25 protein-coding genes are annotated in these 23,189 nt (G+C 67.3%); 12 read left to right on the top strand and 13 right to left on the bottom strand.

Annotated elements, in window-relative coordinates:
* Positions 1 to 98 precede the first annotated feature (98 nt).
* The gene (locus MTBSS4_RS08270; protein WP_173982928.1) at positions 99 to 806 is read left to right on the top strand and encodes an SDR family oxidoreductase; all 708 of its coding nucleotides are present in this window, start codon (positions 99 to 101) and stop codon (positions 804 to 806) included.
* Here MTBSS4_RS08270 and MTBSS4_RS08265 read toward each other — a convergent pair.
* From MTBSS4_RS08265 to MTBSS4_RS08220, 10 genes are all read right to left on the bottom strand, one after another.
* The gene (locus MTBSS4_RS08265; protein ID WP_173982927.1) at positions 778 to 1,926 is read right to left on the bottom strand and encodes a ParA family protein; all 1,149 of its coding nucleotides are present in this window, start codon (positions 1,924 to 1,926) and stop codon (positions 778 to 780) included. The genes MTBSS4_RS08270 and MTBSS4_RS08265 overlap by 29 nt on opposite strands.
* Entirely contained in the window at positions 1,926 to 2,435 is a 510-nt protein-coding gene (locus MTBSS4_RS08260; protein ID WP_173982926.1) for a hypothetical protein, read from the bottom strand. The genes MTBSS4_RS08265 and MTBSS4_RS08260 overlap by 1 nt, the downstream gene beginning before the upstream one ends.
* Before the next feature lie 82 nt (positions 2,436 to 2,517).
* Entirely contained in the window at positions 2,518 to 3,558 is a 1,041-nt protein-coding gene (locus MTBSS4_RS08255) for a chemotaxis response regulator protein-glutamate methylesterase (RefSeq protein ID WP_173982925.1), read from the bottom strand.
* Between the two features lie 8 nt (positions 3,559 to 3,566).
* Positions 3,567 to 4,205 carry a chemoreceptor glutamine deamidase CheD gene (cheD, locus tag MTBSS4_RS08250; RefSeq protein WP_173982924.1) on the bottom strand — a complete coding sequence of 213 codons (639 nt, stop codon included), beginning with the start codon at positions 4,203 to 4,205 and terminating at the stop codon, positions 3,567 to 3,569.
* The gene (locus MTBSS4_RS08245; protein ID WP_173982923.1) at positions 4,202 to 5,056 is read right to left on the bottom strand and encodes a protein-glutamate O-methyltransferase CheR; all 855 of its coding nucleotides are present in this window, start codon (positions 5,054 to 5,056) and stop codon (positions 4,202 to 4,204) included. Before MTBSS4_RS08245 ends, cheD begins: the two co-directional genes overlap by 4 nt.
* A gap of 128 nt (positions 5,057 to 5,184) precedes the next feature.
* The gene (locus tag MTBSS4_RS22720; RefSeq protein WP_173982922.1) at positions 5,185 to 7,620 is read right to left on the bottom strand and encodes a methyl-accepting chemotaxis protein; all 2,436 of its coding nucleotides are present in this window, start codon (positions 7,618 to 7,620) and stop codon (positions 5,185 to 5,187) included.
* Positions 7,621 to 7,663: 43 nt separating this feature from the next.
* Entirely contained in the window at positions 7,664 to 8,125 is a 462-nt protein-coding gene (locus MTBSS4_RS08235; RefSeq protein ID WP_254432448.1) for a chemotaxis protein CheW, read from the bottom strand.
* Between the two features lie 21 nt (positions 8,126 to 8,146).
* The gene (locus tag MTBSS4_RS08230) at positions 8,147 to 10,258 is read right to left on the bottom strand and encodes a chemotaxis protein CheA (protein ID WP_173982921.1); all 2,112 of its coding nucleotides are present in this window, start codon (positions 10,256 to 10,258) and stop codon (positions 8,147 to 8,149) included.
* 43 nt (positions 10,259 to 10,301) lie between these two features.
* Positions 10,302 to 10,667, bottom strand: coding sequence for a response regulator (locus tag MTBSS4_RS08225; protein WP_173982920.1), 366 nt, complete (start codon positions 10,665 to 10,667; stop codon positions 10,302 to 10,304).
* A gap of 15 nt (positions 10,668 to 10,682) precedes the next feature.
* Complete coding sequence (locus MTBSS4_RS08220) at positions 10,683 to 10,985, bottom strand: STAS domain-containing protein (RefSeq protein ID WP_173982919.1); 303 nt, start codon at positions 10,983 to 10,985, stop codon at positions 10,683 to 10,685.
* 123 nt (positions 10,986 to 11,108) lie between these two features.
* Here MTBSS4_RS08220 and MTBSS4_RS08215 point away from each other — a divergent pair, with 123 nt between their 5' ends.
* Positions 11,109 to 11,501 carry a hypothetical protein gene (locus tag MTBSS4_RS08215; protein ID WP_173982918.1) on the top strand — a complete coding sequence of 131 codons (393 nt, stop codon included), beginning with the start codon at positions 11,109 to 11,111 and terminating at the stop codon, positions 11,499 to 11,501.
* A 4-nt stretch (positions 11,502 to 11,505) separates the two neighbouring features.
* Here the strand turns inward: MTBSS4_RS08215 and MTBSS4_RS08210 are convergent, their stop codons facing one another.
* On the bottom strand, positions 11,506 to 12,477 hold the full coding sequence (locus tag MTBSS4_RS08210; RefSeq protein ID WP_173982917.1) for an alpha/beta hydrolase: 972 nt from the start codon (positions 12,475 to 12,477) through the stop codon (positions 11,506 to 11,508).
* A 209-nt stretch (positions 12,478 to 12,686) separates the two neighbouring features.
* On the opposite strand from MTBSS4_RS08210, the gene MTBSS4_RS08205 reads away from it, so the two are divergent.
* Positions 12,687 to 13,118: a PaaI family thioesterase gene (locus MTBSS4_RS08205; RefSeq protein WP_173982916.1), complete on the top strand. Its 432-nt coding sequence runs from the start codon at positions 12,687 to 12,689 to the stop codon at positions 13,116 to 13,118.
* Here the strand turns inward: MTBSS4_RS08205 and MTBSS4_RS08200 are convergent.
* Positions 13,076 to 13,753, bottom strand: coding sequence for a class I SAM-dependent methyltransferase (locus tag MTBSS4_RS08200; RefSeq protein WP_173982915.1), 678 nt, complete (start codon positions 13,751 to 13,753; stop codon positions 13,076 to 13,078). The two genes, MTBSS4_RS08205 and MTBSS4_RS08200, sit on opposite strands and share 43 nt — an antisense overlap.
* A gap of 178 nt (positions 13,754 to 13,931) precedes the next feature.
* Between MTBSS4_RS08200 and MTBSS4_RS08195 the strand changes: the two genes are divergently transcribed.
* The 9 genes from MTBSS4_RS08195 to pxpB all read left to right on the top strand — a co-directional run bounded on the left by MTBSS4_RS08195 (position 13,932) and on the right by pxpB (position 21,635).
* Positions 13,932 to 14,705 carry an enoyl-CoA hydratase/isomerase family protein gene (locus MTBSS4_RS08195; RefSeq protein ID WP_173982914.1) on the top strand — a complete coding sequence of 258 codons (774 nt, stop codon included), beginning with the start codon at positions 13,932 to 13,934 and terminating at the stop codon, positions 14,703 to 14,705.
* 24 nt (positions 14,706 to 14,729) lie between these two features.
* Positions 14,730 to 15,476: an SDR family NAD(P)-dependent oxidoreductase gene (locus MTBSS4_RS08190; RefSeq protein ID WP_173982913.1), complete on the top strand. Its 747-nt coding sequence runs from the start codon at positions 14,730 to 14,732 to the stop codon at positions 15,474 to 15,476.
* A 40-nt stretch (positions 15,477 to 15,516) separates the two neighbouring features.
* Positions 15,517 to 16,335 (top strand): enoyl-CoA hydratase family protein, encoded by an 819-nt coding sequence (locus MTBSS4_RS08185; RefSeq protein WP_173982912.1) that lies wholly within the window; start codon positions 15,517 to 15,519, stop codon positions 16,333 to 16,335.
* A gap of 139 nt (positions 16,336 to 16,474) precedes the next feature.
* On the top strand, positions 16,475 to 17,665 hold the full coding sequence (locus tag MTBSS4_RS08180; RefSeq protein WP_173982911.1) for an acyl-CoA dehydrogenase family protein: 1,191 nt from the start codon (positions 16,475 to 16,477) through the stop codon (positions 17,663 to 17,665).
* Positions 17,655 to 18,434: an SDR family NAD(P)-dependent oxidoreductase gene (locus tag MTBSS4_RS08175; RefSeq protein ID WP_173982910.1), complete on the top strand. Its 780-nt coding sequence runs from the start codon at positions 17,655 to 17,657 to the stop codon at positions 18,432 to 18,434. The genes MTBSS4_RS08180 and MTBSS4_RS08175 overlap by 11 nt, the downstream gene beginning before the upstream one ends.
* The gene (locus MTBSS4_RS08170) at positions 18,434 to 19,105 is read left to right on the top strand and encodes a TetR/AcrR family transcriptional regulator (RefSeq protein WP_173982963.1); all 672 of its coding nucleotides are present in this window, start codon (positions 18,434 to 18,436) and stop codon (positions 19,103 to 19,105) included. Before MTBSS4_RS08175 ends, MTBSS4_RS08170 begins: the two co-directional genes overlap by 1 nt.
* Positions 19,102 to 20,757 carry an AMP-binding protein gene (locus MTBSS4_RS22115; RefSeq protein WP_217425519.1) on the top strand — a complete coding sequence of 552 codons (1,656 nt, stop codon included), beginning with the start codon at positions 19,102 to 19,104 and terminating at the stop codon, positions 20,755 to 20,757. Before MTBSS4_RS08170 ends, MTBSS4_RS22115 begins: the two co-directional genes overlap by 4 nt.
* The gene (locus MTBSS4_RS22110; protein ID WP_217425518.1) at positions 20,754 to 20,993 is read left to right on the top strand and encodes a GIY-YIG nuclease family protein; all 240 of its coding nucleotides are present in this window, start codon (positions 20,754 to 20,756) and stop codon (positions 20,991 to 20,993) included. The genes MTBSS4_RS22115 and MTBSS4_RS22110 overlap by 4 nt, the downstream gene beginning before the upstream one ends.
* Before the next feature lie 24 nt (positions 20,994 to 21,017).
* Positions 21,018 to 21,635, top strand: a complete 618-nt coding sequence (gene pxpB, locus MTBSS4_RS08160; protein WP_173982908.1) for a 5-oxoprolinase subunit PxpB — start codon at positions 21,018 to 21,020, stop codon at positions 21,633 to 21,635.
* A 12-nt stretch (positions 21,636 to 21,647) separates the two neighbouring features.
* Here pxpB and MTBSS4_RS08155 read toward each other — a convergent pair whose 3' ends face one another.
* A complete protein-coding gene (locus tag MTBSS4_RS08155) occupies positions 21,648 to 23,129 on the bottom strand; it encodes a hypothetical protein (protein ID WP_173982907.1) in 1,482 nt (493 codons plus the stop codon).
* Positions 23,130 to 23,189: the final 60 nt, after the last annotated feature.

The following is a 23,189-nucleotide window of genomic DNA, read 5'->3' as shown; positions in this document are numbered from 1 at the left end:
CGGCTCTTGACGGCTGCCCCAGGTGGGCGGTACCCTGTTAAATGAATAATTCGGTACGATAATACCGAAATACACCAGATGGTCAAGAGGGGGTTGGTATGAAGTGGGAATTTCCAGGTCGCGTCGCCGTCGTCACCGGCGGAATGCGGGGCATCGGTCTCACCATCGCCACCGGTCTGGCGGCGGGCGGCGCCGAGGTCCATGTGTTCGACCGCGAGGTCGGGGAGCTTCCGGCCGGCATGACCGCCCACGCGGTGGACGTGTCCGATTCGGCCAGCGTCAACGCGGCCTTCGCGGCCATCGGCAAACCCGTGACTCTTCTGGTGAACAATGCCGGCATCACGCGGGACCGCACGCTTCTCAAGATGAGTGACGACGAATGGCGCTCGGTGATCGACGTCAATCTGACCAGCGCCTTCAACACCATACGGGCGGCCGGCCCCGGCATGGTTCAGGCCGGTATTGGCCGCATCGTCAACATGATATCCATCAACGGCCTCCGGGGCAAGGTCGGCCAGGGAAATTACGCGGCCTCCAAGGCCGGCATGGTCGGCCTGACCAAGAGCGCCGCCAAGGAACTGGGCGGCAAGGGCGTCACCTGCAACGCGGTGGCGCCGGGCATGGTGCTCACCGAGATGACGCTGAAGCTGGACCAGCAGTTCCGCGACAAGGCCCTGGCCGAGGCGGCGCTGAACATCCTGCCCGATACCGGCGACATCGCTAACGCGGTGCTGTTCCTGCTGTCGGACGCGGCGCGCTGCATCACCGGCGAGGTCATCAAGGTGGATTCGGGCCAGTATATCTGACGGCCGCGTCCCCCGCGCTCCGGCCAAGAATTCCCGACAGGATTCCGGTTCCGGCCTCGATCGCCATGCCCGCCAGCAGCCCGGCCAGCAGGGCGGCGGCCATCCGGCCGAGGCCCGGACGCGGCGGCGGCGGCGATGGATCGGTGGCGGGGACCGGGCCGAAATAATCGTCCGGAACCGTGTCCGCATCCTCGTGTCCGTCCGCTCCGGTTCCGGCCCAGCCGTCGCCCCGGCCGGGAACGCGCAGCAGGGCGGCATGGGTGGTGGCGCGCCATTCCCGCAATTGGTTGAGGGCGGTTTCCACCGCCAGCGGCTCGGGCAGGAGAAGGTCGGGACGTTCGTGGCGGGCCAGACGGAACAGAAGTTCGCGGGTGGCGTCGACATAGGCGCGGCCGGCGGGGCCGTCGGGGTCGAGCACCGCCACCGGCAGCGCCATTCCCGCCGCTTCGGCCACCTTGGGATCGGTGGCGATCTCGGTGGCGTAGACATGGTCGCCGAATTCGGCGCGGATGACGCGGGCGACGTCGTCGCCGGCCGGCTCCGAGCCCGACATGGTCATCAAGATTCCGGCGACGCCCAGGCGGCCGTTGATGGTCTCGCGGAACCGCTTGATCTCGTACCAGGTGTTGACCAGCCCTTCATGGGCGAAGGGGTCGGGGCGGACCGGCAGCAGCACCACCGAGGCCGAGGCCAGGGCGGTGGCGGTGGCGGCGGCCAGGGCGGGCGGGCAATCGACGATCACCACGTCGACGCCGGTATCGGCGAGGCGGGCTTCCAGCAGTCCTCGCCGCCGGCCGGCATGGGCCAGCATGTGGGTGTCGTCGCGCAGGCTGGTGGTGGCGGGCAGCAGCCACAGGCCGGGATAGGGGGTGTCGAGGGCGATGTCGGCGGCCTTGGCGCGACCGGTGATCACCTCGAACGAACCGGTGGCGGGCAGCGGCGTGAAGCCGAAGCTGCCGGTGGCGTTGCCCTGGGTATCCAGGTCAACCAGCAGGACGTGATACCCGAACGCCCTCAGGCAGACCGCCAGATTGCATGACGTGGTGGTCTTGGCGACCCCGCCCTTCTGATTGAACACCGCCACCATGACCGGCGGCCGGGGGGTGGGCGGGGGCGGCATCAGAACAATTCGTCGTCGCCGTCGTCGGCCGGGGCCGGGTTGCGCGGGCCGGGGTCGCGGCCGTGCAGGGCCTCGTTGAAGCGCTTGCGCCAGTCGGCCAGGGTCACGCATTCGCCCAACTGGTCGATCCATTCGGTGGCGGTGGGGGTGACGTCGGGCAGGGCGAGGTCGCCGCCGCCGCGTTCAGCCAGTTCGGCTTCCAGGCGGCGCAGGGTCTCCAGCACCGACGCCACCTGCTCCAGCCCCTGGCGCGACCGGTCGGCGGCCTGGAGGCGATGAACCACGCTGAAGGTCTCGGCCTGAATCTGTGCCGGGTCCAGAACCACCGAGGCGTCGCCCATGCGGCTGAGAATGCCGGCCGCGCCCTCGGTCGAATTCTCGAATTCCTGGCCGGTGGCGATGGCCTCGGCCGCCAGGAAGGCGAAGGCGTTCTGCTGCAATTCGGAGAAGGCCCGCCAGCGGGCGAGCAATTCCAGCAGGTCGGCTTGGGTGGCGCTGTATTCGGTCATGAAGGTTTTCCCCAATATCCCCGGCCCTCAGTGTCACGTATCGGAGGGATGGCATCAATACATTGCTTGCGGGTGATCCTGCCTATGCGCGGCATAGTCTCAGAATCTCGTCGGCGATGCGGGGCAGCGCCAGTTCGCGGGCCACGCCCCCCAGATCCTTGGCGGCCTTGGGCATGCCGTAGACGACGCACGAGGATTCGTCCTGGCCGATGGTCTCGGCCCCGGCCTGGCGCATGGACAGCAAGCCCTCGGCGCCGTCGCGGCCCATGCCGGTCAGGATCACCCCCACCGCGTTGGAGCCGCAGATATCGGCCACCGATTGGAACAGCACGTCGACGCTGGGCTTGTGGCCGCTCACCAGCGGGCCGTCATGGGTCCGGGTCATCAGGGCGGCGCCCGAGCGCTTCACCATCAGATGGCGGTCGCCGGGGGCGATATAGACATGACCGGCCAGGATGCGCTCGCCGTCGGCGGCCTCCTTGACCCGCACCGCCGCCAGCCCGTCCAGTCGCTCGGCGAAGCTGGTGGAGAAGCGCGGCGGAATGTGCTGGGCGACGACGATGGGCGGCGCGTCGGGGGGCAGGGCCAGGATGATGTCGCGCAACGCCTCGACGCCGCCGGTGCTGGACCCGATGGCCACCAGCCGGTCGGTGGATTTGTAGATCTGGGTCACCGACAGCGCCGTCGCCGGGCGGCGGCCGTGATTGACCAGCGCCCTGACCCTGGAGGCGGCGGCGGCCTTGACCTTCTCGATCAGTTCCGGCCCGTGGGCGGTAAAACCGCCGGAGGCGGCGTCGGCCGGCTTGCAGAACACGTCGACCGCGCCCAGCTCCATGGCGCGCACGGTGACCTCGGCGCCCTTTTCGGTCAGCGACGAGACCATCACCACCGGCATCGGGCGCAGCGTCATCACCTTTTCGAGGAAGGCGATGCCGTCCATGCCCGGCATCTCGACGTCCAGGGTCATCACGTCGGGATTGAGGGCCTTGATCTTTTCCCGCGCCACCAGGGGATCGGGGGCGGTGCCGACCACCTCGATGCCCGGATCGGAGGACAGGATCGACGACAGCACCTGACGCATGAGGGCGGAATCGTCGACGATGAGGACACGGATTTTCGCCATGGCGGGTCTCAGGTGAACAATTCGACGTCGCCTTCGACCGGCACGTCCTTGAGTTTGGAACGGTAGGTGAGTTCGCGATTGAGCACTGCGCGCTCCACGTCCTTCTTCAGGAACAGGCGGATGACCTTGCCGATGCGGGGAAAGAAATGGATGCGGCGCGGATGCTGGCCGCCCAGGTCCGCGGCGGCGATGCGCAGCCCCTCGTCGTCCAGATAGCGCCGCACGAATTCGGCATTGCGGTCGCCGATGGGCACGGTGGCGCCCGTGCTCATGCTGGAGACCACGTTGCCGCCGCCGAACACCTTGATTTCCAGGGAATCGCGCCGGGCGCCGCGCCGCAGCAGGTCGTTGATCAGTTCTTCCATGGCGTGGTTGCCGTAGCGCATGGACTTGTCCACCGGCGCCCGGTCGTTCGAGCTGGATTCCGGCAGCATGAAGTGATTCAGGCCGCCGATCTTGAGACGGGGTTCCCAGACGCAGGCGGACACGCACGAGCCCAGCACGGTCACGATCATTTCCTGCCCGGCGGTCGAGACGTAATGCTCGCCCGGCAGGACCTTGACGGCCATGATCTTGAAGGTCGGGTCGAACCAGCGGCGGCGCTCTGCCTCGTCCGCCTGGGCTCCCCAGACCTGGTCCTGGGTCATCGGATGCGCCTGTAAACAGTCTTGTCGGAAACCTCGAAACGGTCGGTCAGGCCGATCAGCGATTCGGCATGACCAAGGTATAGCATTCCGCCTATGACCAACATGTCGGCGTAGCGGTTGAACAGATTTCTTTGTGTCGGCTTGTCGAAATAGATGGCGACGTTGCGACAGAAAATGGCGTCGAACGAGCCCTTCATCGGCCATGTCTCGTGAAGGTTGAGGCGCTTGAAGCGAATCAGCCGCCGCAACTCGTCGGCCATCTGGACGTGATCGGGATCGTTGGCGATGCGGCGCACGAAGCGCTTGCGGTAGGTTTCCGGGATCTGTTCGGCCGTCTCGGTGGTGTAGATGCCGGCGGCGCCCCGCGACAGCATGTTGGTGTCGATGTCGGTGGCGAGGATCAGGGCGTCCCAGGCTTCCGGCGGCTTCAGGGTCTCGGCCACCATCATGGCGATGCAATAGGGCTCCTGGCCGGACGAGCAGCCCGCCGACCAGATGCGCAGGCGGGGACGGCGGGGAATCTGGGTCAGGCGGGGTTCCAGGACCTCGCGTCGCAGATGGTCGAAATGATGCGGCTCGCGGAAAAAATTGGTGATGTTGGTGGTGATGGCGTTGACCAGGTGTTCGATCTCGGCATGGGCGCCGGGGCCGTTCAGCATGTCGCAATATTCGGAAAAGTCGCGCATGCCGAGCGCGCGCAGCCGCTTCACCAGCCGGCCGCATACCATCTGGCGCTTGTGGGCGGACAGCACGATGCCGGTTTCCCGCGACAGGAATGTCGCCAGGAAGCGGAACTCGCGGTCTCCCAAGTCGAACTCGTGCCGATGGGCGTGATTGTCTGCGATGGCCATCCATCCCGAACCCTGGAGGGAACATCCCTCCCACCGGTTTAATGTCATAGCAGATTGGTGCTACCAGACAATGACGAACCGGGGCAATCCCCCCTCCGCCCTTGTCGGAGGGGGGCTAGACGCTCCGGTCAGAACTCGGCCCAGTCCTCGCCGTCGCCGGTGGTCTTGGCGGCGGAAGGCGAGGGAGAGGCCGCCTCGGTCTTGTGGTGCAGTTTGGCCAGATGGGAATTGGCCTGCTGCGGCTTCTTGACGGCTGTCCGGGCCGGCGGGGCCTTGGCCGCCGGCCGGGTGGCCGGCTTGTCGCGCGCCGGCGCCGGCGGGGCGGCGGCTTCGGTTCCGGTGTTGAAGAAGGCCATCACCTGCCCCAGATGACGGGCCTGTTCCTCCAGCGAATGGGCGGCCGCCGTGCTTTCCTCGACCAGGGCGGCGTTCTGCTGGGTCATCTCGTCCATCTGGGTGATGGCGGAATTGACCTGATCGATGCCCGAGGCCTGTTCGGCCGAGGCCGCCGCGATCTCGGCGACAATGTCGGCGACCCGCTTCACCGATCCCAGGATATCCTCCAGGGTCTTGCCAGCGCCCTTGACCAGATCGGCGCCGGAGCGGACCTGGGACGAGCTTTCGGCGATCAGGCCCTTGATCTCCTTCGAGGCCTGGGCCGAGCGCTGGGCGAGGTTCCTTACCTCCTGCGCCACCACGGCGAAGCCCTTGCCGGCGTCGCCGGCCCTGGCCGCCTCCACCGCCGCGTTCAGCGCCAGCAGGTTTGTCTGGAAGGCGATCTCGTCGATCATGCCGACGATGTCCTCGATCTTCTGCGAGCTGCCCTCGATGCGGCCCATGGCGGTAATGGCGTCGGACACCACCTGGCCGCCGCCGGCGGCGATCTCGCGGGCGCCGGCCGCCAGCTGGTTGGCCTGCTGGGCGTTGGCCGAGTTCTGGCGGACGGTGGCGGCCAGCTCCTCCATGGAGGCGGCGGTTTCCTCCAGCGCCGAGGCCTGCTGCTCCGAGCGTTCCGACAGGTCCTGGCTGCCGGCGGCGACCTCGGAGGCGGCGCTGGTGATCTGGCCGGTGGCCTCGTTGATGTTGCCCACGACCTCCGACAGCTTGTCGGCGGTCAGGTTGACGTCCCCCTTCAACTGGCCGAATACGCCGGCATAATCGTTGGTGATGCGCCGGGTGAGATCGCCGCGGGCGACGGCGGCCAGCACGCCGGCCACGTCCTTCAGCGCCACGCCGGTCAGGTTGACCAGATTGTTGACGCCCTCGCACAGGTTGAGCAGGAAGCCGTTCTTGCCGTCGAGATCGATGCGGCGGTCGAGATCGCCGTTGCTGGCGGCCTTGGCGACCTCGGCCACCTCGGCGACGATGGCGGCCTCGCGTTTCCTCTGCTCCTCCTCGGCCTTGCGTTGGGCCTCCTCGGCCGCCCTCTGCTCGGCCTCCATGCGGAGCTTGTCGATGGCGTTCTGCTTGAACACCTGCACCGCCTTGGCCATCTCGCCGATTTCGTCCTTGTTGCCCAAGGCGGGCACCTGGACGGAATTGTCGCCGCCGGCCAGACGGTTCATGGCCCCGGTCATGTCGCCGATCGGCACGGTGATGCCGCGGGCGATCATCCAGGCGAACAGGACGCCAAGCGCCAGCGCGAACACGGTAACGGTAAGCAGCATTCGGATGGCGGCCTCGTTGGCGGCGGCGTTCTCGGCGGATTCCTTGATCATGGAGGCTTCGAGATCCGCGGCGACGCCGGCGGCAAGGTCGGCGAACTCGGCGGCCAGCCTGGGCATGACGCCGTTGACCAGAGCCTCGGCCGCCTCCACGTCCTTGACCATGACGGTGAAATCGGTCTCGTAGCGGACGAGGGCGGCAAGCGCCTCCTTCAGCGCCGCCTGGACCGCCGGGATGCTGGCCTTGCCCAAGGCCGTCTCGGTGGCGGCCTTGGTGCCGCCGATGGTCTTCAAGACCCTTTGGGCTCCTTCGGCGGTTGGCGCGGTGAGGTAGATGTTGGCGAAGATGCGGGCCTGGCCCAGTTCCACCTGGATTTCGCTGAATTGCAGGGCCTCGACATGGTCGTTGCTGGCGGTCAGCGCGTTCTGCCCCTTTTCCAGCGCCTCCAAGGCGGTGGCGCCGGCGGCGCGCATGTTGGCTATGGCGGCGTCGCGCTTCTGGCGCAGCTCGCGCATCTTGTTGAAATCGGCCAGATAGTTCTCGGCCAGCTTGACCATCTTGCCCAGCGCCTCGCGGCGGGTTTCGGACTGGAAGGTATCGCGCAGGGACTTGATCGCTCCGACCAGGGGGGTGCCGATGTCGGTCACCTGCTTGTGGGCTGCCTCGGCGCCGGTGAAGCCGAACACCTGCACGTTGCGGCGCATGTCGGCGACTTGGGTCTGGATGCGCAGGATGCCCTCGACTTGCTCGGCATGGAGAATATAGGTCTTGGTCCGGTCGGTGGTGCCGGTCAGCGAGTGCCAGCCGGTGTAGGCCAGCACGCAGAGCAGCGCCAGCACGAGGATGAAGCCGGCGAAGATGCGGCTGCCAACCCTGTAGTGCGCCATCCAGTTGATCATGTCGTCCCCCAAATCTGCCCGATGCGGGCAAAAGAGAATGTGGTCAGGCCGCCGCTTCGGTGGCGGCGTCCATTTCGTCGAAGGCGAAGATGTGGGTGAGGTCGAGCAGGGCGACCATGCGCCCCTCCACCGTCACCAGTCCGGTGAGGAAGCCGGATTCCGCGTGTTCCAGGGCGGGAACCGGCTGGATGGATTCGGCGGCTACCGCCAGGATGTCGGCGACCGCGTCCACCAGGATGCCGGCGACCCGGCTGCCCACCGCCACCACCATGATGACGTGGCGGGCGCTGGCGTCGGTGACGCCACGGCCGAAGCGGGCGCGCAGATCCAGGATCGGCACGATGGTGCCGCGCAGGTTGATGACGCCGCGCATGTGGGCCGGGGCGTTGGGCAGGGCGGTGGTTTCGGTCCAGCCCTTGATCTCGCGGATCGCCATGATGTCGACGCCGTATTCCTCGTCGCCGATGGTGAACGAGATGAACTGTCGGATGGTGCTGTCGGACACGTCGATCTCTCCCTGAAGCTCTTATTCGGCGGCCTGGGCGCCGATGGCGGCTTCGCCCTGGGCGCGGTTCAGCCGCTCGCCCATGATGCGCAACGCGCCGACGTCCAGGATCAGGGCGACGCGGCCGTCGCCCAGGATGGTCGCGGCCGAGATGCCCTCGACCGGCCGGTAATTGGAATCCAGGCTTTTGATCACCACCTGCTGCTGGCCCAGCAATTCGTCGACCAGCAGGCCGATGCGGTCGCCGCCCTCGGTCTCCACCACAACCACCAGACCGCGGGTGGTCTCGGTGATGGCGTTCCTGATGCCGAACAGATCATAGAGCCGGATCAGGCGGATATAGTCGCCGCGCAGCGTCAGGACATCCCCGACATTGACCAGGGTACGGGCCTGTTGCGGTGTCGGGCGCAGCGATTCGACAATATTGGTGAGCGGCAGGACATAGCGCTGGTTGCCGACCGCCACCAGCATGCCGTCCATGACCGCCAGCGTCAGCGGCAGCGACAAGATGAAGCGCGATCCCTGGCCGGGGGTGGATTGCACCACGACGCGGCCGCCGACGTCCTGGATGTTGCGGCGGACCACGTCCATGCCGACGCCGCGTCCCGACACGTCCGAGACCTGGGCGGCGGTGGAAAAGCCGGGCGCGAAGATCATCTGGTCGATCTGTTCGTCGGTCAGCTGGGCGCCGCGTTCCACCAGCCCCTTCTCGACCGCCTTTTCCAGCACCCGCTTGCGGTCGATGCCCTTGCCGTCGTCCGACACCTGGATGATGACCCGGCCCGAACGATGCTCGGCGGCCAGATGGATGGTTCCTTCGGCCGGCTTGCCGTTGGCGATGCGCTCTTCCGGCATTTCGATGCCGTGATCCAGCGAGTTGCGGATCAGGTGGGTCAACGGATCGGACAATTGCTCGATGACGGTCTTGTCCACCTCGGTGGTCTCGCCGCTCATCACCAGCTTGGCCTGCTTGCCCAGCTTGGCCGACAGGTCGCGGACCAGGCGCGGCGCGCGGGAGAACAGCGCCTTGACCGGCTGCGCCCGAATCGCCATGACGCTTTCCTGAAGCTCGCGGGTGTGGTGCGACAGTTCCTGAAGGCCCTGGACCAACTCGGGATGGGATTCGATGGAAAAGCCGCTGGCCTGCTGGCCCAGCATGGCCTGGGTGATGACCAGTTCGCCGACCATGTTGACCAGACGGTCGACCCGGTCGAGATCGACCCGGATGGACGAGGTGTGGATGCCGGCGGCTCCGGCGTCGCCGCCACCCTTCGCGGCGGCGGGATGAGGCTGGGCGGCAGCGACCGGGGCGGCGGCGGGAGGAGCGGGGGCGGTCTCAGGAGCCGGGGGCAGGGGGGCGAACAGGCCCCAGCCGTCGCCATCCTCGGCCTCGACCGTCTTGCCGATCTGCTCGATGGTCACATCGGCGGAATCGCCGGCGACGAACTCGAACACCTCCTCGATGCTGTTCCTGCCCTTGTCGGTGACCAGGGTGAAGGTCCAGGCCAGATAGGCGTTCAGCGCGTCCATCTCGGCCAGGGCGGGCAGGCGCGACAGGTCCGCCGCCACCTTCATCTCGCCCAGCCCCGACAGTTCGCGGATCATCAGCAGCGGATCGTTGCCGGTGCGCAGCATGCCGGGTGCGGGGGCGAGGCGGATGGTCCAGGTGGTGAAGCCCGCCGCCGCCGCCGGCGGGGCGGAAACGGGAGCGGCGGCCTTGGGCGCCGCCGGCTCGCCGCTGATGATGGCGGCCAGATGCGCCTTGACCTCGCTGCCGTGATCGGCGGGCAGGGTGACGCCGTCCTGGGCGGCGCGGACGAAATCGCCCAGGGTGTCGTTGCCGCGCACCAGGATGTCGGCCACATGGGGGGTCAGTTCGGCCCGCCCCGACCGCAGCGCGTCCATGGAGGTCTCGAACACATGGGCGAAATGGACGAGATCGTCGAAGGCGAAGGCGCCGCCGCCGCCCTTGATGGAATGGACGCAGCGGAACAGGGCGTTCAGGTCGTCGGCGCTGCCGGTGCCGTCCTGGAGGCGGGCGATGGTTTCCTCCGCCGTCGCCAGCAGTTCGGCGCATTCCTCGAAATAGGTCGCCTTGAAACGCGACAGGTCGTAGGACTGGTCGTCTGACATGCGCGTGTTCCCCCAAACGCGATTTTACGGCCCCGGCACGATTCTACGGACAGACCTTGGCGACGATCTGCAACAGCTTGTCCGGGCTGAACGGCTTGACGATCCAGCCGGTGGCGCCGGCGGAGCGGCCCTCGTCCTTCTTCGACTGGTCGCTTTCGGTGGTCAGGATCAGGACGGGGGTTCCCGCGTGCTGGGGCATGGCCCTGATCTTGCGCACCAGGGTGATGCCGTCCATTTCCGGCATATTGACGTCGGTGATGATGACGTCGACCTTCTGTCCGGGCAGCACCTTCAACGCATTGACGCCGTTGTCGGCCTCGACCACGGTGTAGCCGGCGCCGCGCAAGGTGAAGGACACCATGTCGCGCATGGTCTTGGAATCATCGACGGCCAGTACGCACTTTCCCATTCCATTGTCCTTATGTCAGATCAGTTTCTGAAGCTCGGCGGCGAGGCCGAGCTGCGTGAAGGTTTCGGTAACGGCCGGGCCGGCGCCCTCAATCTCCATGCGGCGGGCGGCTCCCCTGAACCCGACGGCGGCGGCCAGCACCACCTGGACGCAGGCGGTGGACATGCGTTCGACCGCCTGGGCCTTCAGGACCACGTCCGAGGCGGCGTCGCGGGCCAGCGCGTCGAGCAGCAGGTCGCGCAGCTCGGCCGAGGCGGGCAGGTCAATCAAAACGGGCAGGTCGATCTCGATCCTGCCGTTGCTTTCTCTCAGATCCATAATCCGTCACGCGAAGTTACCAGTGGACCGCACGCGGATAATACGGCAAATTCCAGGCCTTAGTAAGGGGCTATCGGAAAGTCACATATGCCTACGGTGACGACCCAGGCGGGTCCGTGGAACATGACGGTTTTCGCTTTCGAGTCAGGCGACGCCGACAATCCGCTCGCCGGCCTTTCGGCGGACGAGGTGGCGCGGCTGCCGTTCGGCGCGCTTGAACTGGCCGCCGACGGCAAGATCCTGGCCTATAACGATACCGAGCCCGACGAGACCGGCGAGTCCCGCCCGTCGGTGGTCGGGCGGGGTTTCTTTGCCGACGTGGCCCGCTGGGCCGGTGGTTCCATGGTGGCCGGCGAGTTCCGCAAGGGCGTCGCCGCCGGCTCGCTGAACGTGGTGTTCGACTGCGCCGTCGCCGGTCTGGCCTACAAGGTTCGCCTTCACCTGAAGGTCAGTCCGATCCTCGGCACCTACTGGCTGTTCATCAAGCGGTTGCGCCGCGCCGCCGCCGCCGCCTGAGCCTTCATCCGGCGGCGGCCTTCCAGGCCGAGCACAGTTCGTCCAGGGCGGTCCGGCCGCACTCCAGATAGGCGGCGAGCCCAAGGCAGCCGTGGATGGCGCCTTCCAGGCAGACCGAACGCACAGGAACTCCCGCCGCCCTCAACGCCTCGGCATAGGCCCTGCCCTCGTCCGCCAGCGGATCGAATCCGCAGGTCAGCACCAGGGCGGGGGCGAGGCCGGCATGGGAGGCGGCGCGCAGCGGCGAGGCGTCCGGCTCCAGCACCGGGCCGCTCCGGCCGACGAAATACTGGGCGGTGAACCAGTCGATGTCGGCCTGGGTCAGCAGGTAACCCTCGGCCAGCCTTCGCCGCGACGGATGGTCGCCGCCCTGGTCGACCGCCGGATAGATCAGCGCCTGCAACGCCAGGGCGATGCCCCTGTCGCGGGCGTGCAGCGCCATCACGGCGGACAGGGTGCCGCCGGCCGAATCTCCCGCCACCCCCAGGATGACGCCGTCGCCTCCCAGTTCCGCCGGCCTCGACGCCGCCCAGGTCAAGGCGGCGTCGCCGTCCTCGATGGCGGCGGGATAGGGGTGTTCCGGTCCCAGCCGGTAATCCACCGCCGCCACCGTCGAGCCGCTTCGCCCGGCGATGACGCGGCAGATGGCGTCGTGGGTGTCCAGGTCGCCGACCACGAAGCCGCCGCCGTGGAAATAAAGCAGGGCGGCTTTTGCCGTTGCTCCTCCCGCCGGGCGATAAAGGCGGATAGGCAGGGGACCGCCTGGACCATTGATGGCGATGGTCTCGGCCTCGATTCCCTCGGGCGGCGGCGGATTGGTGCGCGACAGCCGGCGGGCGAATTCGGCGCGCGCCTCCGCCGGCGGCATGGTGGCCAGCAGCGGCAGCCTCAGCTCGGCGGCCTTGGCCAGCACGAAGGCGACGTCGTCGTCGACCTTGCCCGGAACGCCGATGGAATGATTGCCCGACTGGATCATGATCCGTCCCCGATGATTGCCCGTGCCGTGATTCCTGCAAACGAATAACATCGGCTGAAACGTGACTTCCATTTGCAGGAGTCGCGGCACTGTCAAAAATGTTAAGCTTGTGCCCCAGGCCGGCGAAAGATGCGTTTTCGCCGGCCTGGGGCCAGGGCAGGCTATGTCGTGCTTACGTCCCCTGACAAATCAAATTTCCGGACGCGCCCATGACCCACGATCTTCTTGGCGGCGAACCGCCTTCCGGCTTCCAGGACTTGCTGGGCTATCGCCTCGCCGAATGGTCCGAGGGGCATTCCCTGCTGGAACTGGCGGTGGAGCGCCGCCACTGCAACCGCGCCGGCTTCGTCCATGGCGGAGTGGTGGCGACCCTGATCGACACCGCCTGCGGCTTCGCCGCCACCTTCTGTCCCTATCCCGGCCGGGTAAGGCGGGTGGTGACGCTGCAACTGACCACGTCGTTCACCGGACAGGCCCGCCATGGCCTGATCCGCGCCATCGGCCGCCGCAAGGCCGGCGGCAGCCGCATCGTCTTTTGTACCGCCGAGGTGCTGGACGAGGCCGGCGTCCTGATCGCCATGGGCGAAGGCAGCTTCCGCTACCGGACCGGCAGCGAATCGCCCGAGGGCGTTCCCATGTGAGCGGGGGCGCGGACGGCGATCAGCCGCCATTCCGGCTCGTCCGGGGCGTCATCGATGGTCAGCTTCCACCCGCCCGGCTGGGCGTGGCAGAACCGCAGCCATGGCTCGGGTTCCGACCCCCACAGGAACTCGCTGGCGCCGTCGGGGCGCAGCATGCTGACGGCGAAGCCGATTCGGGACAGCCGGGCCATCTCCCTCAGCACGTCCTCGACGATTTTCCGCCATAAAAGGCCGTCGGTCCCGGCCGACAGGTTGAAGGTGCCGCTGGCGATGGACCAGTCGGCCGCCGCCATCGGCATGGCGTTCTGGGCGAAGCGGGCGCGGGGATCCTGGACCCGCCGCCCGGCGGCCTCGATCATCGCCTCGCAGATGTCGGTGCCGCAATAGCCGGCCAGCGTGAAATGGCGATCGAGATAGCCGAATAGCGCGCCATAGCCGCAGCCGACGTCGTTGACCGTGACCGGCCGCCGCCGGTCGATCCCCGACGTCAGGCGCTCGAACCCCCGATGCTGGTAGATGTCGTCGCGCCACGCCACGCCGGGGGCGGTGGCGCCGTGCTCCTCCAGCGTGCAGTGATAGACCATCGCCACCCGGGACAGGACGCGGGCATAGGCCTGGATGGTGGTGTCGTCCATGTCGGTCAGCCGCTCCTGAGGGGAGGGCGCATTGTAACTCAGGCCATGGCCTCCTAGGGTGGGAATTTCGACGTGGACCCGATTTCCTCCATCCCGCCGCCGTAAACAGGCATTGACATGCCGGTTAAAATGAATGAACATTCAGCCATAATGAATGACCATTCAGTTTGAGGGTGCGATGTCCAGCCAGGTTCTCTCCGTTTCGCGGGTCGGCAAAGTCGCGGTGCTCACCCTCGACAGTCCGCCGGTCAACGCGCTGTCCAAGGCGCTGATCAAGGCGCTGCACGCCGCCATGGATCAGGTCGAGGCAGACGGGAGCATCGGCGCCGTTCACATTCGCAGTGCCGCCAAGGTCTTCTGTGCCGGCGCCGATCTGGCCGAGATGCGGGAAAACCTGATCGATCCCGACAAGGTCGACGCCCAGATCGACTTCGTGCGCGACATTCAGGACGTGCTGAAGCGGATCGAGACCTTGCCCGTCGCCACCATCGCCGAGGTCGGCGGCGCCGCCATGGGCGGCGGGCTGGAGCTGGCGCTGGCCTGCGATTTCCGCGTCGCCGCCAACGAGGCCAAGCTGGCGCTGCCCGAGGTCAATCTGGGGCTGATCCCCGGCGCCGGCGGCACCCAGCGCCTGACCCGGCTGTGCGGACCGGCGGTGTCGCGCCGCCTGATCCTGGGGGCGGAAATCCTTGACGGCGCCGGCGCCCTGGCGCTGGGCCTTGTCAACTGGTCGGTGCCGAGGGCCGAACTGGCCGCCTTCGCCGCCGCCCTGGCCGAGCGCATCGGCGCCCTGCCGCGTGCCGCCGTCGCCGCCTCCAAATCGTGCATCTTCGCCGCGCTGGACCCCGCCCGCGACGGCTACGAGGAAGAGCTTTCCGCCACCCGCGACCTGCTCTTGCACGAGCCGGAGACGCGGTCGCGGGTCGAGGCGTTTTTGTCCGGTCAACGTTGAATTCTTCATCAAGGAGCCAATCTCATGAACTTCAAGGATAAGGTGGCGCTGGTCACCGGCGGTGCGTCCGGTATCGGCCTGTGCGCGGTGCGGACCATCGCCGAACTGGGCGGCGACGTCCTGATCGCCGACATCAACGCCGATGCCGGCGAGGCCGCCGCGGCCGACATCCGCGCCAAGGGCGGCAAGGCCGAGTTCGTCCGCCTGGACGTCACCGACAAGGCCAACATCGCCGCCGTGCGCGACCACGTCCTGGCGACCAAGGGCCGTCTCGACGTGCTGTGCAACGTCGCCGGCTGGGGCCACATCCAGCCGTTCGTCGACAATGACGATGCCTTCATCGCCAAGGTGATGAACCTGAACCTGAACGGCCCGATCGAGCTGATCCGCGCCTTCTTTCCGTCGATGATCGCCGCCAAGGGCGGCAAGATCGTCAACGTGTCGTCCGACGCCGGCCGTGTCGGATCGCTGGGCGAGAGCGTCTATTCGGCGGCCAAGGGCGGCCTGATCGCGTTCTCCAAGTCGCTGGCCCGCGAAGGCGCCCGCTACAACATCACCGTCAACGCCATCTGCCCCGGCCCGACCGACACCCCCCTGCTGAAGTCCGAGCCGGAAAAGTTCCTGGAAGCCTTCCTGAAGGTCATTCCCATGCGCCGCTTCGGCAAGCCGCAGGAAGTGGCCGACGGCATCGTCTTCCTGGCCAGCAACCGCGCCGATTACATCACCGGTCAGGTGCTGAGCGTCAACGGCGGCATCACCATGGTGGGCTGAGCCCCCTTCGCGACCCGAATCGTATACAAGGAGATTTCACATGCGTAAGTTCAAGGCCGCCGAGTACAAGGCCCAGCATTTCGATTGGACGGTCGACGGCAAGGTCGCGACCCTGACGCTGAACCGCCCCGACAAGAAGAACCCGCTGACGTTCGACTCCTACGGCGAGCTGCGCGACCTGTTCGAGAACCTGGTCTATGCCGACGACGTCAAGGCGGTGGTGGTCACCGGGGCCGGCGGCAATTACTGCTCGGGCGGCGACGTGCACGAGATCATCGGGCCGCTGACCAAGATGGACATGCCCGGCCTGCTGGAGTTCACCCGCATGACCGGCGACGCGGTGCGCGCCATGCGCAACGCGCCGCAGCCGATCATCTCGGCCATCGACGGCGTCTGCGCCGGCGCCGGCACCATGCTGGCCTGCGCCTCGGACATCCGTCTCGGCACCGCCAAGTCCAAGGTGGCGTTCCTGTTCGTCCGCGTCGGCCTCGCCGGCGCCGACATGGGCGCCTGCACCCTGCTGCCCCGCCTGATCGGCCTGTCCCGCGCCGCCGAGCTGCTTTATACCGGCCGCGCCATGGGCGGCGAGGAGGCCGAGCGCGTCGGCTTCTACAACTCGCTGCATTCGTCGGAAGAGGTGCTGGACGCCGCCACCAAGCTGGCCAAGTCGCTGGCCGACGGCCCGACCTTCGGTCACGCCATGACCAAGAAGATGCTGTGGCAGGAGTGGAATTCCGGTCTCGGCGAATGCATCGAGGCCGAGGCCCAGGCTCAGGCCATCTGCATGCAGACCAAGGACTTCGAACGCGCCTACGTGGCGTTCGCCAACAAGCAGTCGCCGAAGTTCGAAGGCAACTGACGCCTGTTCTCCCTCTCCCACATGCGGGAGAGGGAGGGACCCGCCGCGAAGCGGTGGGAGGGTGAGCTTCCTCACCCGGTTCGCTGACGCTCACCACCCTCTCCCGCTTGCGGGAGAGGGGCAGAATGGAACCGATACCATGTCTGACACCTCGTTCCTCGACTGGCCCTTCCTCGACCAGACCCACCGGGACTTCGCCCGCGACCTGGAAGCCTGGGCCACGGCCAACCTTGAACGGCTGTGCCCCGAGGACGAGGCGCACGGAGACGCCATGGACGAGACGGCGCGCCGCCTGGTCCGCGAACTGGGCAAGGCCGGTTTCCTGGCGGCCAGCGTCCCCGCCGCCCATGGCGGCCGCGCCCGGGATTTCGACGTCCGCGCCATCTGCCTGGGCCGCGAGATTCTCGGCCGCCACGCCGGCCTTGCCGATTTCGCCTTCGCCATGCAGGGTCTCGGCAGCGCCGCCATCACCCTGTTCGGCAACGCCGAGCAGCAGGCCCGCTATCTGCCCAAGGTGGGACGGGGCGAGGCCATCGCCGCCTTCGCCATTTCCGAGGTGGACGCCGGTTCCGACGTCGGCAACATGAGCACGACGGCGGTCAGGGACGGCGACCATTACGTCATCAACGGCGGCAAGACCTGGATTTCCAATGCCGGCCTCGCCGATTTCTACACCGTATTCGCCCGCATCGGCGACGCCACCGGGGCGAAGAACCTCGCCGCCTTCGTGGTTGACGCCTCGACGCCGGGCCTCAGCGTTTCGGCCCGCATCGACGTCATCGCGCCGCACCCGCTGGGCTCGCTCAAGTTCGAGACCATGCGGGTTCCGGCCGCCAACATGCTGGGACAGCCCGGCGAGGGCTTCAAGATCGCCATGTCGGTGCTGGACGTGTTCCGCACCACCGTCGGCGCCGCCGCCCTGGGCTTCGCCCGCCGCGCCCTGGAGGAAGCCCTGGCGCGGACGCTGGACCGCGTCGTGTTCGGCACCAAGCTGGCCGATTACCAGCTGACCCAGGCCAAGATCGCCGAGATGGCGGTGGCCATCGACGCCGCCGCCCTGCTGATCTACCGCTCCGCCTGGACCAAGGACGTCAAGGGCGGACGGGTGACGCGAGAGGCCTCGATGGCCAAGCTGTTCGCCACCGACCAGGCCCAGGAGGTCATCGACAAGGCGGTGCAGCTGTGGGGCGGCCTCGGCGTGGTCAGCGGCATCACCGTCGAGAAGCTGTACCGCGAAATCCGGGCGCTGCGCATCTACGAGGGCACCAGCGAGGTCCAGAAGCTGGTGATCGCCGCCAAGGTGTTCGAGGAATACAAGAATGGCCGATAAGCCGCTTGCGGGGCGTCACGCCCTGGTCACCGGCGGCGGGCGCGGCATCGGCGCCGCCATCGCCCGGCAACTGCTGAGCCTCGGCGCCGACGTCACCATCACCGGCCGCGATGCCGGGCGGCTGGCGGGCGCCGTCACCACCTTGTCGGCGCTGGGCCGCGTCCAGGCGGTGTCCATGGATGTCTCCGCCGCCGCCGCCATCGAGGCCGGCTTCGCCCAGGCGGCCGGGTCGTTCGGCCCCGTCGCCATCCTGGTCAACAATGCCGGCATCGCCCAGGCGGCTCCGTTCGCCCGGACCGACCTCGCCATGTGGGACGACATCATGCGCACCGACCTGACCGGCGCCTTTCTGTGCGCCAAGGCGGCGGTTCCGATGATGTTGGCGGCGGGGTGGGGCAGGGTGGTCAACGTCGCCTCCACCGCTGGCCTGACCGGTCTGGCCTATTGCACCGCCTATTGCGCCGCCAAGCACGGCCTGATCGGTCTGACCCGCGCCCTGGCCAAGGAACTGGCGACCAAGCCGGTGACGGTCAACGCCGTCTGTCCCGGCTATACCGAGACCGATATCGTCGAGACCACGCTGGACAACATCGTCGCCAAGACCGGCCGCACCCGCGAGGATGCCCTGGCCGATCTGGTGGCGCCAAATCCCCAGAAGCGGCTGATCCAGCCCGCCGAGGTGGCCGAGGCGGTGGGCTGGCTGTGCCTGCCCGGATCAAGCGCCATCACCGGCCAGAGCATCGCCGTGGCCGGCGGAGAAATCATGTGATGGAGCACCCCGCCGCCCTTGGCCATGACGTCAAGTCGCAGGTTACCGACGAGCATCTGGTGGCGCGTCGGCGCGGCCAGATCGTGGCGGCGGCCACCGAACTGTTCTCCCTTCAGGGATTCTATCGCACCACCATTCAGGACGTGGCCAGGAAGGCCGGGGTCAGCGCCGGCCTGATCTACCAGTACGTCACCGACAAGGAGGACGTCCTGCTGCTGGTCCTGCTCAGCGTGCTGGAATCCTACAAGCGCGAGATTCCGGCGGCGTTGCAGGGCCGTACCGATCCGCTGGAGAGGTTCTGGGCGGCCATCGGCGCCTATTGCCGGGTGGTGGACCAGCGGCGCGAGGCCACCGTGCTGGCCTACCGCTCCACCAAGTCGCTGCCTGACGAGCGCCGCGAACTGATCAAGACCTGCGAGATCGAAACCAACGACATGATCGCCGCCTGCCTCAGGGATTGCGTCAATGCCGGGCTGATGCGGGACGTCAACGTGGAACTGGTGACCTATCAACTGGTCACCTTCGCCCATTCCTGGGCGTTGAAGCATTGGCGGCTGAAGGAGCTGTGCGACCTGGAATCCTATATCCGCGAGGGGTTCGATTTCTTCGCCCAGGCGCTGCTGACCCCCAAGGGCCGCCGTCATCAAAGCAAGCTGGAGAGTGCGCCGTGAGCCAGAACCTGCCCGGAGGGGTGCCGAGTGCCCATGTGGACACCTTTGCCCGCGATCTGCTGCCGTCTCCCGATCTGTGGCCGGTATTCGATTATTCGGCCCCGCATCTGCGGGACTATCCCGACCGTATCAACGCCGCCGCGTCGCTGATCGATTCCGCCGTCGCCGACGGCTTCGGCGCCAAGCCCGCATTCCATTTCCACACCGGTGGCGAGGGCGACGGCACCTGGAGCTACGCCCATCTGCTGGATCGCGCCGAGCGCATCGCCCGCGTGCTGGTCGAGGATTACGGCCTGAAGCCCGGCAACCGGGTGCTGATGCGCTCGGGCAACACCCCCATGGTGGCGGCCTGCTGGCTGGCGGTGCTGAAGGCCGGCGGCATCTGCGTCATGAGCATGTCGCTGCTGCGCGCCAAGGAACTGAGCTATCTGGTCGAGAAGGCCCGCATCAGGATCGCCCTGTGCGAGTCCTCCCTGGCCGAGGAGATGGAATTGACCCGCGCCCAGGTTCCGGAGTTGGAGCATGTGGCCTATTTCACCGCGCTCGGCGATGGCGACGCCGACCTTGACCACCGTGCCGACGCCAAGGCGGCCGGGTTCGTCAATGTGGACACGGCGGCCGACGACGTGGCGGTGATCACGTTTACCTCGGGCACCACCGGCAATCCCAAGGGCGCCATGCATTTCCACCGCGATGTCCTGGCGGTGTGCGATTGCTGGCCGCAAAGCTACACCGTCGAACCCGACGAAATCATCGTCGGCTCGCCGTCCTTCGCCTTCACCTACGGGCTGGCGGCATTCCTCACCTATCCGCTGCGTTACCGCGCCACGGCGGTGCTGGTGGCCAAGCCGACGCCGGAACTGATCCTGGGGGCGATTCAGCGCTACCGCTGCACCAGCCTCTACGCCGTTCCCACCGCCTTCCACGCCATGCTTCAGATCATCGAGCGCTACGACATCTCGTCCTTGCGCAAGTGTTCCTCGGCCGGCGAGCATCTGCGCCAGAAGCTGTACGACGACTGGCTGCGGGTCACCGGGGTGAAGCTGGTCAACGGCATCGGCATGACCGAGATGCTGACCCACTTCATCGCCCAGCCGCCGGGCATTCCCAAGGAAGGCGCCACCGGCCGGCCGGTGCCGGGCTATTCCGCCTGCATCCTGGACGAGGACGACAATCCGCTGCCGCCCGGCCATCGCGGCCGGCTGGCGGTGCGGGGGCCGACCGGCTGCCGCTATCTCGACGACGAGGCGCGCCAGGCCGCCTTCGTCAGGAATGGCTGGAACGTCACCGGCGATATCATGGAGGAGGACGAGGACGGTTGGTTCTGGTACGTCGACCGTTCCGACGACATGATCATCTCGTCGGGCTACAACATCTCGGCCCAGGAGGTGGAACGGGTGATCCTGGAGCATCCCAAGGTATTCGAATGCGCGGTGGTCGGCGTGCCCGACGAGGCGCGCGGCAATATCGTGCGCGCCTGCATCGTCTTGAACAATCCGTCCCAGGCCAGCGAGGTCCTGGCCGAGGAGATTCAGAACTTCGTCAAGGCCGCCATCGCGCCCTACAAATATCCCCGCGACATCCAGTTCCTGGAGGTCCTGCCCAAGACCCAGACCGGCAAGATCCAGCGCTTCCGCCTCAGGACGCTTTGACCGGCTGGCACGTCTATGTCCTGCTCAATGCCGGCGGCATCGCCTATACCGGCATAGCGCTGGACGTCGAGGATCGCCTGCGGCGGCACAATGCCGGAACCGGGGCGAAGTTCACCCGCGGGCGCGGTCCGTGGCGTCTGGTGCTCGTGGAGGGGCCGATGACCCATGGCGACGCGCTGCGGCGCGAGGCGGCGATCAAAAAGGATCGCCGCCTCAAGGCCGCCTTGAAGGTATGATGCCGTCCGGTGGAGGATGGAAGCATGCGCGTCAGGGATGTGGGCGATACCGCCTTCAGTATCGAACTGGACGATAATGCCGCGGTTGCGGCATTGCGTGTCGCGCTCCGCCATGGTCCGCCGGTGCCGGGTCTGATCGAGACGGTGCCGGGACTGTCGTCGCTGCTGGTCTGCTTCGATCCCGCCCGCGCCAGCCGTGACGCGGTCGAGGCGGCGGTCCGCGAGCGAGCGAGCGGCGTCGGTGGCGCCGAGCCGGCCGCAGGGCGGCTGTGGCGGATAGCGGTGCGTTATGACGGCCCCGACCTGGGCGCCGTCGCCGCCGCCGCCGGATTGTCGGTCGATGAGGTCATCGCCTTGCATGGCGGAACGCGCTATAGCGTGCTGATGCTGGGATTCATGCCGGGATTCGCCTATCTGGGCGGGTTGGACTCCCGCCTGCGCATTCCCCGCCGGGCCGAGCCGCGTCTGCGGGTTCCGGCCGGATCGGTCGCCATCGCCGACGACATGACCGCCATCTATCCGTGGGAAAGCCCCGGCGGCTGGCACCTGCTGGGAACGGCCGGGGTCGTCCTGTTCGACCAGACCCGGCAACCGCCGGCGCTGCTGGCGGCCGGCGACCAGGTGGAATTCATCGTGGGGTAGGGGGAAGAGAGGCTATGCCGCGACGAAACGGGCGCGCGGCGCCGGCACCACGATGGCCGGCCGGCCGATATCCTTCATCAGGCCGGGGCCGTTGACCATCTCGAAGCCGCTCTGGACCAGTCCGCCGATCACCCGCCGCCGCCGCGCGCTCCACAGATAGCAGCCGATGCCGTCCCTGGTGGTGGCTTCGTGAATCCGCTCCATGGCGGCCAGCAGATTCTCGTCGTCCATCTTTTCTTCCGGCCGCAGTTCCGACAGATCGAGTCCGACCATGGAGACGCCGATCTCGGCCGCCAGCGAACTGAGCTTGGCCGAGATGCGGGTCCGCACCAGCACCTCGCGGCAGAGCGAGCGCAGATAGCTCACCACCGCCTCCAGCTCCGGGGTCGACGTTCCGTCGGGGATGTTGAAGATTTCGATGATCAGGCGGCTGTTGCGGGTCTGCTGGGTCAGTTCGGAGAATGGAATGATCACCGATCCCCGCTGTTCCGACGACAGCGACGACCAGCTGAGCGGGATGATGATCGACGATTGCTCGACCTCGGGATTGCCGCTGCGGCTGGCGGCGACGATATCGCGCACCGCGTTGGAGACGATGAAGCGGTCCAGGGTCAGGGCCGATTTCGGATCATCGGGGGGATAGGCGCGGCATCCCTCGATGGGTTCGGCCCCTTCATGATCGATGCGCACCACGCGGGCGCTGTAGGCGGAAATCGCCTCGCCCGCCGCCACCCAGGTGGGCCGCCATACCAGCGACAGCCGGGCGCCCGCCGGCATGGAAGGCGCCATGCCGGGGTCGAACGCCGGAGTCTTCCTGGGATTGGCCGGTTCCATCACCTCCCAGGCCGCTTCCTCTTTCTTCCTGGCCTGTTCCGGCCGTTCGATGGGCCGCCACAGATTGTCGCTGTCCGATACGGTGTTGCGTGCGCCGCCCGTCCGCCGGTCGTCCACCGCGCTGCGCACATGGGCCGAGTTCAGTTCGCCGTCCTCGGACACCACGTCGGCCACCGCGACCTCGGCCGCGACCGCCAGCGGCCTGTCGCCGGCCCCGGTCTTCTCGCCGAACAGATGGCGCCCCAGATCCTCGACGATGATCTGAGTGCGGCGGCGGGCCTCCTCGTTGGAAAGGGTGGGAAATGCCAGAATCCAGCTGTCGTCGCCTTCCTGGCAGAACGGATTGCCTTGGCCGACATGGCGGCGGATCACCTGTTCGACGATGATGCCGACCTTGGTGGCCAAACGCGGCCACTTGTCGCCCACCGAATCGCGGAATTCCGCCAGCGAGACGATGTGCAGCCGGGCCTTCAGGCCGGGATCGGCCTCAAGCATTTCCTGAAGTCTGGTGGCGGTGCTCTCGATGGCGTGGGACGGCCTGACGGCGGCGGGAGCTTTTCCACTGCCGGGGGCGGAGGGTCTGGCCGTCCGTCCGTCCTCGCCCATCAATCCGATGGACTGGGCCAGACGTAGCCAGATACTTGTCGACAATCCCGCCATCCCAGCCTCCCTCGACGGTCATGCTTAAGATGATTATGATAACCTGAATTCAATTTCCCT

Origin of the sequence: Magnetospirillum sp. SS-4, from assembly GCF_902729425.1 — a bacterium.
GTDB lineage: Bacteria > Pseudomonadota > Alphaproteobacteria > Rhodospirillales > Magnetospirillaceae > Phaeospirillum.
This window is presented reverse-complemented; position numbering and strand designations above follow the sequence as displayed.